This window comes from Zoogloea sp. (assembly GCF_023150065.1).
Taxonomy (GTDB): domain Bacteria; phylum Pseudomonadota; class Gammaproteobacteria; order Burkholderiales; family Rhodocyclaceae; genus Zoogloea.
Map to the genome: position 1 here is coordinate 148161 of NZ_JAKLLN010000008.1, position 12326 is coordinate 160486.

The following is a 12326-nucleotide window of genomic DNA, read 5'->3' on the forward strand; positions in this document are numbered from 1 at the left end:
CGCTGCCCCGATCCCGGAGCGCCCCCGCGCCCCGGGTCTCAGCTCATCAACCCCGCCGTCGGCGAACTCGGGTCGGCGTGGTAACCCCGGCGGGGCATGCGCCCGGCCAGGAAGGCATTGCGCCCCGCCTCCACGCCCTGGCGCATGGCCACCGCCATGCGTACCGGGTCGCCTGCCGCGGCGATGGCGGTGTTCATCAGCACCCCGTCACAGCCCAGCTCCATGGCAATGGCCGCGTCCGATGCCGTGCCCACGCCGGCATCGACGATCACCGGCACGCGGGCGTCGTTGATGATGATGTTCAGATTCCACGGATTGAGAATGCCCATGCCGGAGCCGATCAGGCTGGCCAGGGGCATGATGGCGACGCAGCCGATGTCTTCCAGCATGCGCGCCTGCACCGGGTCGTCAGAGCAATACACCATCACCCGAAAGCCATCCTTGACCAGCACTTCGGCGGCCTTCAGGGTTTCAGGCATGTTGGGGAAGAGGGTTTCCTTGCTGCCCAGCACTTCGAGCTTGACCAGGTCGTGCCCGTCAAGCAGCTCCCGGGCGAGGCGCAGGGTGCGCACGGCCTCAACAGCGCTGTAACAGCCCGCCGTATTGGGCAGGATGGTGAAGCGCCCCGGGTCGAGCACGTCGAGCAGGTTGGGTTGCCCCGGGTCCTGGCCGATGTTGGTGCGGCGGATGGCCACCGTGACGATCTGCGCACCGCTGGCCTCGATGGCGTCGCGGGTCTGGGCGAAATCCCGGTATTTGCCTGTGCCCACCAGCAGACGCGACCGGAAGGTCTCGCCCCCCATCACGAAGGGCGTGTCCAGCGGTGCAATGCTGCCGTGTTCGATCTTTCCCATCTTCAGCCTCCTCCGACAGCGACAACGACTTCCACCCGGTCGTCCGCAGCAAGGCGGACTTGCCCGTAGTGGCTCTTGGGCACGATCTGCCCGTTTACTTCCACGGCGATGCGCTTGCCGGCAAAGCCCAGCTCTTCCACCAGGTCTGCCAGAAAGCCGGACGCGGGAAGGCGCTGCGACGCGCCATTGAGCCGGATCGTCGCGGCCCCCGGGCTGGCCGGGGTGCGGCCTGACACCGCGCTCATGCCGGCACACCTTCGAGCAGCCCACTCCCGGCCGCGAGCTGGTCGGCCCGGTAGGAGGAGCGCACCAGGGGGCCCGCCGCCACTTCGACGAAGCCCATGGTCAGAGCAACGCGTCGCCATTGCTCGAAGGCTTCCGGGGTGACGTAGCGCTCCACGGGAAGGTGTGACGATGAGGGGCGGAGGTACTGGCCGAGGGTCAGGATGTCGCAGCCATGGGCGCGCAGGTCGTTCATGGCCTCCAGCAGCTCGCCGTCGCTCTCCCCCAGGCCCAGCATGATTCCCGACTTGGTGGGGATGCCGGGGTGGCGGGCCTTGAAGTCGGCCAGCAGGCGCAGGGAGGCCGCGTAATCGCCCCCCGGGCGCACGGCCCGGTAAAGACGCGAGACGGTTTCGAGGTTGTGATTGAAGACGTCCGGCAGGGCCTGGCCGAGGATCTCCAGGGCGCTGTCTTCGCGGCCCCGGAAGTCCGGGGTCAGCACCTCGATCTGCACCGCCGGCGTGGCCGCGCGGATCGCTCCGATACACGCGGCAAAGTGGCCTGCACCGCCGTCCCGCAGGTCGTCCCGGTCCACCGAGGTGACGACCACGTAACGCAGCTTCATGGCCTTCACGGTGCGCGCCAGACGGGCGGGCTCGTCCGCATCGAGGGGCGCCGGCCGGCCATGGGCCACGTCGCAGTAGGGGCAGCGGCGGGTGCAGATGCTGCCCATGATCATGAAGGTGGCGGTGCCGCGGGCAAAGCACTCACCGATATTGGGGCAGTCGGCCTCCTCGCAGACGGTGTGCAGCTCCTGCTCGCGCAACATCTGCTGCAGGGCCAGCACCGACGCGGTGCCCGGGTCGCGGGCGCGCAGCCAGGGCGGCTTGGGCGGCGAGGCACGCTGGCTATCCACCTTGACCGGGATGCGCGCCAGCTTGTCTGCGCCGCGCAGGCTCACCGGCGCGGCGCCGGGGGAGGCGTTGGACATGGATCTCTCCTTGGGGTGGGGGATGCGGGGCCGGCCATGCCGGCCCCTGGGTGACGGCGTGGCGCTCAGCCCACGAAGCGGGCGATGGCCCGATTCACGTCGTTGGCCGCTTCCATCTGCACCATGTGCCCGCGGTTGCCGAAGACCTCCACCTGCACCCGGCCGGAAACGGCCTGGGCGTGGGCCACCGGAATGATGCGGTCTTCCTCGCCCCAGATCACCAGCACCGGCTTGCCCAGGCTGGCTAGCTGGTCGGCCATCACGCTGTTCTGGCGGCCGTTGGCAAAGAGCTTGCCGGACAGGGTGCCCAGGGCCGCGCCGACGCCTTCCAGGCGCTTGTACTTGAGCAGGTCGTCCACCAGCTGGCGGGTCACCAGGCTGGAGTCGGCAAACAGGTCGCCGAGCAGGGGCTTGAGGGCATTGCGGTTGGCCGCCGAGACGAAACCCTCGATGTAGCCGGTGTTGATCTCCTCGCCCAGGCCGGCGCTGCCGATCAGGCTCAGGGAACGCACCCGCTGCGGGTGGCGCGCCGCCACGGTCAGGGACACGGCGCCGCCCATGGAGTGGCCGACCAGGTGGGCGGCATCGACACCCACCGCATCCATGAAGGCCACCACCGTGTCGGCGAGGGCGTCCAGCGTGCCCTCGCCCACATCCTTGGTGGATTCGCCGTGGCCGGGCAGATCGAGGGCGTACACCTCCCGGTCGGCGGCCAGGGCTTCGTGGTTGAACAGCCAGTTGTTGAGATCACCGCCGAAGCCGTGGATCAGCACCATCGGCTCGCCGCCCTCACCGCGCTTGAGGTAGCGCAGCTTGTGGCCGTTGACCTCGATCTTCTGGGTTGTCGGCCCCTGGTCTTCGGCGTCCCCCTCGGCGGGTTTGAAGTTGGCCTGGAAGTCAGCCACGAAGGCGTCGATGTCGGCATCGGCGACGCTGGCATCGGCAATCACGCCGAGCAGGCCGCCCACCGGCAGCACGTCCTCCTCGCCGGCCAGCTGCCGGCGCAGCACGCCGGAGACGCCGGCCTCGACGGCGCCAGCGATCTTCTCGCTCTCCACCTCGACGATCTCCTGACCCTTCTCGATGGCATCACCCACCTGCTTGAGCCAGCCGTTGACCTTCCCCTCCTGCATGGAAAGGCCCCACTTGGGCATGGTGATGGTGTGGATGTCGGACATTACTTGTACTCCTTGACGCTCTTGGCGGCGGCGATGATCTTCGCCGCGCTGGGGATGTAGAGCTCCTCCAGCGCATCGCTGAAGGGCACGGGGGCGTGGTAGCCGGTCACCTGGCGGATCGGTGCCTTGAGGCTGCCGAAGGCGTTCTCGGCGACCAGGCCGGCGATGTCGGAGGCCATGCTGCAACGGGGGTGGGACTCATCAACCACCACCAGACGGCCGGTCTTCTCGACGCTTTCAAGGATGGTGTCGGTGTCCAGGGGCGAGGTGGTGCGCGGGTCAATGATCTCGCAGTGGATGCCCTGCTTCTGCAGATCGGCGGCGGCCTCCTGGGCCTTCTGCACCATGCGGCCGATGGCCACGATGGTCACGTCATGGCCTTCACGCACCACGGCGGCTTCACCGAAAGGCACGGTGTAGATCTCTTCCGGCACCTCGCCTTCCATGGTGTACAGGGCCTTGTGCTCGAGGAAGATCACCGGGTCGTTGTCGCGGATCGACTGGATCAGCAGGCCCTTGGCATCGTAGGGGTTGGAGGGCACCACCACCTTCAGGCCCGGGATGTGGGTGAAGAGGTTGTAGAGGCACTGGGAGTGCTGGGCCGCAGCGCGGAAGCCGGCGCCGTACATGGCGCGGATCACCACCGGGGTCTCGGCCTTGCCGCCGAACATGTAGCGGAACTTGGCGGCCTGGTTGAAGATCTGGTCGAAACACACGCCCAGGAAGTCCACGAACATCAGCTCGGCCACCGGGCGCATGCCGACGCAGGCGGCGCCGATGGCGGCACCGACGTAGCCGGATTCGGAGATCGGGGTGTCGATGACGCGACCCGGGTGCTTGTGGTACAGGCCGCGGGTCACGCCCAGCACGCCGCCCCAGGCGTCCTGCTCACCCGGGGAGCCGGCGCCGCCGGCCACGTCCTCGCCCATCACGATCACGTTCTGGTCGCGGCCCATTTCCTGGTCGAGGGCCTCGTTGATGGCCTGCTGGTAGGTAATCTTTCGTGCCATTTTCTGTCTCCTGTTATCTCTTTGCGGGCGTGATCAGTAGCTGACGTACACGTCGGTCAGCAGGTCGGCTTCGGTGGGCTTGGGGTCGGACTTGGCTTTGACGACGGAGCCGTCGATCAGGGCCTTGACCTCGGCGTCGATGGCGGCCAGCTCGGCCTGGGTGATCTGGCCGCTGGTGGTGACGCGGCGGGCGAACTGCAGCAGGCAGTCCTTGGTGTCGCGGATGTTCTGGACTTCACCCGGGGCGCGGTAGGTCTGCTGGTCGCCCTCGAAGTGGCCGTAGTAGCGGGACAGCTTCACTTCCACCAGAGACGGGCCACCGCCCTGGCGGGCGCGCTCGATGGCGGCGCCGGCGGCTTCATAGACGGCAAAGAAATCGAAACCATCCACGGTGATGCCGGGCATGCCGAAGGCCGAAGCGCGGTCGGCGATGTTGTCGCAGGCCACCGAGAAGTTGGACGAGGTGGCTTCGGCGTAGCCGTTGTTCTCGGCCAGGAAGATCACCGGCAGGTTCCACACCGAGGCCAGGTTCATGGCTTCGAAGATGGTGCCCTGGTTGGAGGCGCCGTCGCCGAAGAAGCACACACTCACGTAGGGCTGGCCGCGCAGCTTGGCCGCCAGGGCGGTGCCGCACACCAGCGGGCCGCCGCCACCGACGATGCCGTTGGCGCCGAGCATGCCCACCGACAGGTCGGCAATGTGCATGGAGCCGCCCTTGCCCTTGCAGGTGCCGGTCTTGCGGCCCCAGATCTCGGCCATCATGCCCACCGGGTCGACCCCCTTGGCGATGCAGTGGCCGTGGCCCCGGTGGGTACTGGCGATGTGGTCTTCGGGGCCGAGGTTCATGCACACGCCGGTGGCCGAGGCCTCCTCGCCGGCATACAGGTGCACGAAGCCCGGGATCTCGCCGGTGGCGAAGTCGGTATGCAGGCGCTCTTCGAATTCACGGATGGTGCGCATGGTGCGATAGGCCTTGAGCAGGTCGTCGCGGGTGAGCTGTTTGGTCACGGTTGTCTCCAGGTTGTTGGATTTCTGGGGTGCATCCTGGGCAGGCGGAACGCGCCTGCCCGTGGATCGGGTAAGGGCTGCGCGATGCCGCGCAGCCGTGAAAGGGAGGCCCGCAGGCCGGGCGGGGTCATGGCCCGGTTCCGAGCTCGCGCTGCAGGGCACCGGCCCCCACGGCAGCGGCCAGGGTGGCCGGCACGTCGAGGGTCAGCGGCCCCTCCAGCTCAAGGGTGACGCTGGCGGCCTGACGGCCATCCAGCTCGATCTCGCGTTCGCCATCGAGGGCGATGGAGCCCCGCAGGGCCCCGATGGCCATGGGCTGCCCGGGCAACAGCGCACCGGCGGCGGCAATACCGATCGGCCGCACCAGGCCCGGGGCAATCGGTGCCAGCACCGCCGGACCGGCCGGGGCGCAGTGCACCCAGCCCCCGCGGGGCTCGTCGCGCCCAACCGGGGTGTGCATGGCGGCGATGCTGGACAAGCCGATGACGCCCGGCTCGGCGAAGGTCACGTACAGCTCGGCAATCGAGGTCGGATCCCAGACGGCCCTGGCGCCCACGTGCTCCAGGCGGGTGACACAGACGTCCACCAGGGCCAGCTCCTCCTGCCCGGCGCAGCGCACCCGCAGGCGCTTGTTGCGCCGGGCCGCGGCCTCCACCGCCACCGCGCCACTGGCCACCAGACCGGCCGCCAGCCCGGTGAGGGTGGCCTCACGCAGATCGGGGAAGGCGTTATTGGTACCGGACGAGAGGGTCGCCAACGGGGTGTCGGCGCATTCGCCGGCGACGATGCGGTGGGTACCGTCGCCCCCCAGCACGACGATCACCGCCACACCGGCCTCACGCATGCGACGCACGGCCTCGACCGTATCCGCGGCGCCCTGCGTGAGACGCATGGGCAGGAAGTCCACCGTCGGCCAGGGCTGGTCCCGGTCGGCGCGATGGCCGTCGATGGCACGGGTGAGACCGGCAGAAATACCCACCAGGTCCGGCATCATCAACACCCGCTCAACCCCGGTGGCACCCAGGGCGCCGAGCAGGCGCTCGATCATATTGACCTTTTCGACGGTCGGAAAAACCAGCGCCTTGCTGGTCAGGCGGCGAATGTCCCGCCCGGAGGCGGGATTGGCCACGATGCCGACGAGGGAGGGAGAGGAACACTGTTTCACGATTGGCCGCAATTCATTCGGGTAATTGAGCCTTCATTCAGCACGGTGCATGCCAAACCCGAATTGAATTAGCAAAATGTCGCAATGCGCTCAAACAAAAGCTCTTTCAAATCATCAACAAATCGATTCTCTATTTATTTATTTGCGCCATGCAGCAAGCCATTTTTAATGCCCAATGAAAATTGAGACGGCGCGCAAAACCGAGAAAATGAGACACCTGTCTCATTTTTACGAGACAAACGTCAGCATTGATTTAATTGCCGTAGCGGAATAGTCTTTGCACCCACCAAAGGATGCAATTCCGCAAATACACTCCCGACATATAAGGGGGAAATAAAATGATTCGGGGACAAGGTGAAATCGCCCGCCACGTGGAACGCGTGGTCGAGGTGGTGGAAAGGGGCGTCGTGCTGTCGCGGCACCCGGCGCAGGACCGGCTGGCCCGGTCGTGGCAGCGCTCGCTCAGCAAGTACCAGGTGGACCCTGGCCTGGCCAGCACGCCTCAGGTCGTCACCGCCCAGGAGCTGCGCGAACACCGCGACAAGCTCGATGCCTTCATGCGCATCGCCCGGGAAGGGCTCGACCGCCTCCATGAGCAGCTGCGCCCGTCCAGTTACTGCGTGCTGATGACCGACGCCACCGGCGTGACCGTGGACTTCCGGACCGTGCCCGAACAGGACAAGGAATTCCGCGCCCAGGGCTTCCGCAACGGCACGCGCTGGTCCGAGATGGATGAAGGCACCTGTGGCGTGGGCACCAGCCTGGTGGACGGCCAGCCCATCCTGGTCCATCGGGGCGAGCACTTCCGCTCCCACAACATCGGCTTCACCTGCAGCTCGGCGCCCATCTTCGGCATCGACGACCGGCCCCTGGCCGTGCTCGACGCCTCGGCCCTGTATTCGCCGGAACACCGGGAAAGCCAGATGCTGGTGTTCCAGATGGTCATCGAGAAGGCCCGCCTGATCGAGGACGCGTTTGCCTTCTACAGCCTGCGCGACCACTGGATCCTGCAGCTGGGCCGCACCCCCGAGCTGATGAACGTGCACACCGACTACCTGCTGGCTTTCGACGATGTGGGCATGTTCGTCGGGGGCAACCGGCGCGCCCGCCAGGAGTTGCTGGCCCGCCCGGGGCGGCACATCCAGAGCGTCTCCGACCTGTTCGAATGCTCGGCCGCCGATCTGCTGGCTGCCGCCCATGCCCGCCCCGGCCAGGCCATTCCCCTGCGGGTGACCGACAGCGGCGAGCGCATCTTCGGCCTGCTGCGGGCGCCGGACGTGCGCCGCCACAGCGCCCCGGCCCTGGCGCGGGACGATAACGACCTCAACGGCTGCAGCGAAGCCCGGGGCTTCGGCCACCTGGCCACCGGCGACTCCCGGGTACGCACCAACGTGCAGCGCGCCCTCAAGGTGGCCAACCGGGACATCCCGGTGATGCTGCTGGGCGAAACCGGCACCGGCAAGGAGGCCTTCGCCAAGGCCGTGCACGACTGCAGCAGCCGCCACAAGCAGCCCTTCGTGGCCCTCAACTGTGCAGCCATTCCGGAAAGCCTCATCGAGAGCGAGCTGTTCGGCTACCGGGACGGGGCCTTCACCGGAGCACGCGCCAAGGGCGCCCGGGGCAAGATCGTGCAGTCCGACCAGGGCACCCTGTTCCTCGATGAAATCGGCGACATGCCCCTGGTGCTGCAGAGCCGCCTGCTGCGGGTGCTGGCGGAAGGCGAGGTCCAGCCCCTGGGCGCGGAGCAGCCGATCCCGGTGAAGCTGCACATCATCTGCGCCACCCACCAGAACCTGCCCACCCTCGTCGAGGAGGGGCGCTTCCGGGAAGACCTTTACTACCGCCTCAACGGCGCGGTGTTCATCCTGCCGCCCCTGCGCGAGCGGGAGGACATCGGCGAGGTGATCGACCGGGTGCTGGCCGAGGAGATCCATGCCATGGGTCGGGAGGGGCTGCGCCTCGCCCCCGAGACCCGCGAAGCACTGATGCGCCACGGCTGGCCCGGCAACATCCGCCAGTTGCGCCACGCCATGCGTTACGCCTGTGCCATCTGTGACAGCAATCTGCTGCACACCGCCCACTTTCCGCCCGACCTGTTCTTCGGCCCCCGCCTGGCCGGGCCCCGCCCCCTGCGGGAAGACATCCCCGCCCCCGCCTCCCCGCCTCCGGTGGCCCTGCTGCCGGACAGCAACCTGCCGCCCCTCAAGGAAAAAGACCTGCGCCTGCGCGAGCGCATGCTCGAAACCCTGCGCCGCAACCAGTGGCAGGTCACCGTGTCGGCCCAGGAGCTGGGCATGTCCCGGGCCACCTTCTACCGCAAGCTGTCCCGCCTTAACATCGTTCCGCCCAACCGCCGGGATTTCTAGGCGGCGCCCGGGCACCTCACCGGACAGCCAAAAAAACGGGCGGCCCACCAGGGGCGCCCGTAAAAACGCAGGAGGAAGGAGTCCTGCGCCGGAGGGGGTCGGTCGCTCAGGGCCCCGGGGCCCCGCAGCGACTCACCATTTGCCCAGAGATTTCAGGTAGGCCACGATTTCCCAGATTTCTTCGGCAGAGAACACCTCGCCCCACGGGGGCATCGGGGTTGCGCCCTTTCCGCCATCGCGGATGGTGTTGTAGACGTACTGGGGCTCCAGCCCATCGCGGCCGATGAACAGCGCAGGTTCGTGCCCATGGCAGAAGGCTGCGCAGGTGGACTGGAAGCGGTCACGTCCGGACACGATACGGGCCTTGTTGGTCAGCTCGAAGGGCAGGTTCAGGCTGGCAGCTTCGGTCTTGGCGGCGGGGGCCGATTCATCCGCGGCCTTTTCGGGGAGGACTGCATTGAAGGCCAGGGCCGGCGCAAGAAAGCTCGCCAGTGCACAGGCCATCAGGCTCGATTTGTTGATCATGTTCGTCTCCGTTATTTTCTTGATCGTCGATCTGCGGGGAAAAAATGGGTGCGCCGGCCGGACGTAAATCCAGAACGCCCGGCCGGCAGGGATCACCGGATCAATTGACCTGGACGGCCACCAGTTCGGACGGCAGCCCGGCCCCGCCGATCGGCACGATCACGTACTGCTTGCCCTTGGCGCGATAGCTCATCAGGCTGCCGAAGGCCGCACCCGGCAGGCGCAGCTCCGACACCAGCTCACCCGACTTCGCGTCGTGGGCGTACAGGTAGGGTTCCTTCTCGTCGGCCGTCGCCTGGGTGATCAGGGCGTTGCCGCGGGACGAAAGGCCCAGCACGCTGTTCGTGCCTTCCGGTGCGAGGAAGAGGATGTTGTCCGTCAGGGCTACGAAGCTCTCACGGGGCACTCCCACCCGATCCAGATTCAGATCCTTGATGGCCGGGTGGTCCACCGGCCCCTTGCCCGCCGGAATACGCCACAGGTGCTTGCCGGTGTTCATGTCGATGGCGGTCACCGTGGAGAACGGCGGCTTGAACAGCGGCAGCCCTTGCGGCCCGCCCACACCGGCCCAGGTGCCGGTGTATTCATAGACGCCCGTGTTCTCCTTCTTGATCTTGATGCCGAAGGGGATGGTGAAGGACGGCACGTAGAGCACATTGGTCCGCGGGTTATGGGCCGCACCGACCCAGCTGGCGCCACCGAGCACTCCGGGTACATTCAGGGTTCCGGCCTTGTCCAGGGTCGGCGGGGTGTACAGGGGGCCATAGTTGTAGCGGCTGAGGATCTTCTTCGCCTCATCCTTGAGCTTGGGCGTCAGATCGAGGAGATCGTCCTCGGTCACCCCCTGCTGCACGAAGGGCGCCGGCAGCGTGGGGAAGGGCTGGGTCGGGGAGGACTTCTCGCCAGGCACGGTGGACTGGGGCACCGGCCGCTCCTCGATGGGCCACACCGGCTTGCCGTTGGTCCGGTCGAAGGCAAAGACGAAGCCCTGCTTGGTCACCTGCACGGCAGCCTTGATCTTCTTGCCGTTCACCGTCAGGTCCATCAGGTTCGGCGCGGTGGGCAGGTCGTAGTCCCACAGGCCGTGGTGCACGATCTGGTAATACCAGGCGATCTTGCCGCTGCGCGCATTGAGCGCCACCAGGGACTCACCGAACAGCCCGTCACCCTTGCGGTGCCCGCCATAGAAATCGTTGGTGGGCGTGGAGAACGGCAGGTACACCAGGCCCAGCTCTTCGTCACAGCTCGGGCGCGCCCACATGTTGCCGGAGCCGGTGGTCTTCCAGGAGTCGTTCTCCCAGGTCTCGTTGCCCGTCTCGCCCTTCTGCGGCGGCTGCTGGAAGAGCCAGGCGCGCTTGCCGGTCTTGATGTCGAAGGCCTGGATGTCCCCCGGCGGGTGGCTCTTCATGGGCTGACGACCCACGGCAAACGAGTCGAGGACCGCGATGCTGGGGATGATCTGGTTGCCGCATACGATGGGAGGCGAAGTGACCGCCACCAGGGACCGGTCGATGGGGCGGCGCAGCCCCTTGGTCAGATCCACCCGGCCGTTGTCGCCCCAGGACTTCACCGGCTTGCCGGTCTTCGCATCCAGAACGATCAGGTAGCCGTCGCCGGTACCGAGGATCAGGCGCTTGTCGCCCCCCTCCTCCCAGTAGGTCAGGCCACGGTTGATGAAGCCGAGGTTGGGGGGCGTGCCGTCCTGATAGGCCTTGGGGTCATAGGTCCACAGGGTCTTGCCGGTGGCACCGTCGATGGCCGAAACCAGGCTCATCGGGGTGGTGCTGTACAACACGCCATCCACGGCAATCGGGGTGGACTCATTCACCCAGGTGCGCAGCTCCGGGTTGTCGGCGGCGATGGCGTTGTCGGGCATGGCCCAGCGCCAGGCCACTTTCATGGACTTGACGCTTTCGGCGGTCACGTCGGCGGCGGCGGCAAAGCGCGAACCGCTCTTGTCGGCGTTGTATTCACGCCAGTTGCCGGCTGCATCGGCGGCAAGGACGGTGGTGCTGGCAAGCATGCCGGCGACGAGGGTGGAAATCAGGGTCCGACTGGTTTTCATTTTTTTGCTCCGTATTGGATCAGGCGTGCTCGCCCGCAAGCCTGCTCAGAAGGTGAAGTTGATACCGGCGTTGAGCAGGGTGGAGGTGGTGCCCACGGCGGGGATGCCGGCGGCAACGATGCTGGTCTTGATGGTGGCGCCGTCCTCGGCATCCACGAAGGCCGCCTGCACGTAGATCGTGGTGTCCTTGCGCAGGGCGTAGTCGTTGCTGATCACGATGTTGCGGGTGTGATCGCGGTTGTTGCGCTTGTCCTTGTTGTCGTAATAGGCCAGCGTCGCCGTGTGGTCGGCGTGCCACTTCCAGTCCACGCCCACGCCAATCCCGTTCACGTTGGACACATTGGCGCCGGTGCTCGTCTCGTTGCGGGCGTTGAGGTAGTTGGCCTTGAAGGTGAAGGGGCCGAAGGGCACCGCAAAGCCCAGGCCGCCGTGGCGCACGTTGTCGTTGGCGGTGGCTTCGTCCTTGATCACCTGGTAGGACGCCGACAGGGTCACCGGGCCGGTGTAGGTGGCGCCCGCCGCCCAGGCGGTGTTCTTCTGGGTGCTGCCCGACTGCCCGCCAGGCGCCCACAGGATGCCGAAGTTCACCGGGCCCACCGTGTGGCGGTACTGGATGGCGTTGCTGAAGAAAATGCCGACGTCGTTGTTGGTGTTGCGGTCGGTGCCCGGGGCGCCGGCGGTGGCGGCGTACTGGTTGTAAGCCCAGGCGTAGAGGTTGGAGAACTGTTCCTTGAAGGCCCGCGGTTCGGTCCCGATATGGGCCAGCAGCGCCGGGCCGTACTGGCGGCCGAAGGTCACGCTGCCCCAGTCGCCGCGCAGGCCCAGGTTGGCCTGGCGCCGGAAGAAGGGGGTGCCGGTGCCCTGGGCGTCACCCGTGCCATGCAGCTTGCCGTTGTTGGTGTCGTAGTGGACTTCCAGGTTGAAGAAGCCCTCCAGCCCGCG

Annotated in this window: 11 protein-coding genes; 1 reads left to right on the forward strand and 10 read right to left on the reverse strand. The window is 67.0% G+C overall.

Going from position 1 to position 12326, the window contains the following annotated elements; all coding sequences use genetic code 11:
- Positions 1 to 38: 38 nt before the first annotated feature.
- From L6Q67_RS11915 to L6Q67_RS11945, 7 genes are all read right to left on the reverse strand, one after another.
- The gene (locus L6Q67_RS11915; protein WP_296569568.1) at positions 39 to 803 is read right to left on the reverse strand and encodes a thiazole synthase; all 765 of its coding nucleotides are present in this window, start codon (positions 801 to 803) and stop codon (positions 39 to 41) included.
- Between the two features lie 53 nt (positions 804 to 856).
- Complete coding sequence (gene thiS / locus L6Q67_RS11920; protein WP_296569545.1) at positions 857 to 1099, reverse strand: sulfur carrier protein ThiS; 243 nt, start codon at positions 1097 to 1099, stop codon at positions 857 to 859.
- Positions 1096 to 2067 carry a lipoyl synthase gene (gene lipA, locus L6Q67_RS11925; protein ID WP_296569547.1) on the reverse strand — a complete coding sequence of 324 codons (972 nt, stop codon included), beginning with the start codon at positions 2065 to 2067 and terminating at the stop codon, positions 1096 to 1098. The genes thiS and lipA overlap by 4 nt, the downstream gene beginning before the upstream one ends.
- A gap of 65 nt (positions 2068 to 2132) precedes the next feature.
- Positions 2133 to 3245, reverse strand: a complete 1113-nt coding sequence (locus tag L6Q67_RS11930; RefSeq protein ID WP_296569548.1) for an acetoin dehydrogenase dihydrolipoyllysine-residue acetyltransferase subunit — start codon at positions 3243 to 3245, stop codon at positions 2133 to 2135.
- On the reverse strand, positions 3245 to 4255 hold the full coding sequence (locus L6Q67_RS11935; protein WP_296569550.1) for an alpha-ketoacid dehydrogenase subunit beta: 1011 nt from the start codon (positions 4253 to 4255) through the stop codon (positions 3245 to 3247). The genes L6Q67_RS11930 and L6Q67_RS11935 overlap by 1 nt, the downstream gene beginning before the upstream one ends.
- Positions 4256 to 4288: 33 nt before the next feature.
- A complete protein-coding gene (locus L6Q67_RS11940; RefSeq protein ID WP_296569552.1) occupies positions 4289 to 5263 on the reverse strand; it encodes a thiamine pyrophosphate-dependent dehydrogenase E1 component subunit alpha in 975 nt (324 codons plus the stop codon).
- A 127-nt stretch (positions 5264 to 5390) separates the two neighbouring features.
- A complete protein-coding gene (locus L6Q67_RS11945; RefSeq protein ID WP_296569553.1) occupies positions 5391 to 6428 on the reverse strand; it encodes an NAD(+)/NADH kinase in 1038 nt (345 codons plus the stop codon).
- 338 nt (positions 6429 to 6766) lie between these two features.
- Here L6Q67_RS11945 and L6Q67_RS11950 point away from each other — a divergent pair, with 338 nt between their 5' ends.
- Positions 6767 to 8794, forward strand: coding sequence for a sigma-54-dependent Fis family transcriptional regulator (locus tag L6Q67_RS11950; RefSeq protein WP_296569554.1), 2028 nt, complete (start codon positions 6767 to 6769; stop codon positions 8792 to 8794).
- Positions 8795 to 8926: 132 nt separating this feature from the next.
- Here L6Q67_RS11950 and L6Q67_RS11955 read toward each other — a convergent pair whose 3' ends face one another.
- The 3 genes from L6Q67_RS11955 to L6Q67_RS11965 all read right to left on the reverse strand — a co-directional run.
- Complete coding sequence (locus tag L6Q67_RS11955; protein WP_296569556.1) at positions 8927 to 9319, reverse strand: cytochrome c; 393 nt, start codon at positions 9317 to 9319, stop codon at positions 8927 to 8929.
- A gap of 100 nt (positions 9320 to 9419) precedes the next feature.
- Positions 9420 to 11384 carry a pyrroloquinoline quinone-dependent dehydrogenase gene (locus L6Q67_RS11960; RefSeq protein WP_296569557.1) on the reverse strand — a complete coding sequence of 655 codons (1965 nt, stop codon included), beginning with the start codon at positions 11382 to 11384 and terminating at the stop codon, positions 9420 to 9422.
- Between the two features lie 45 nt (positions 11385 to 11429).
- Positions 11430 to 12326: porin (locus L6Q67_RS11965; RefSeq protein WP_296569559.1), on the reverse strand; the 897-nt coding region annotated here is incomplete at its 5' end.

What these genes read in the sequence shown, in the direction of transcription:
- L6Q67_RS11915 (WP_296569568.1), bottom strand. Translation starts at nt 803, where the DNA reads ATGGGGGGCGAGACCTTCCGGTCGCGTCTGCTGGTGGGCACAGGCAAA.
- thiS (WP_296569545.1), bottom strand. Translation starts at nt 1,099, where the DNA reads ATGAGCGCGGTGTCAGGCCGCACCCCGGCCAGCCCGGGGGCCGCGACG.
- lipA (WP_296569547.1), bottom strand. Translation starts at nt 2,067, where the DNA reads ATGTCCAACGCCTCCCCCGGCGCCGCGCCGGTGAGCCTGCGCGGCGCA.
- L6Q67_RS11930 (WP_296569548.1), bottom strand. Translation starts at nt 3,245, where the DNA reads ATGTCCGACATCCACACCATCACCATGCCCAAGTGGGGCCTTTCCATG.
- L6Q67_RS11935 (WP_296569550.1), bottom strand. Translation starts at nt 4,255, where the DNA reads ATGGCACGAAAGATTACCTACCAGCAGGCCATCAACGAGGCCCTCGAC.
- L6Q67_RS11950 (WP_296569554.1), top strand. Translation starts at nt 6,767, where the DNA reads ATGATTCGGGGACAAGGTGAAATCGCCCGCCACGTGGAACGCGTGGTC.
- L6Q67_RS11955 (WP_296569556.1), bottom strand. Translation starts at nt 9,319, where the DNA reads ATGATCAACAAATCGAGCCTGATGGCCTGTGCACTGGCGAGCTTTCTT.
- L6Q67_RS11960 (WP_296569557.1), bottom strand. Translation starts at nt 11,384, where the DNA reads ATGAAAACCAGTCGGACCCTGATTTCCACCCTCGTCGCCGGCATGCTT.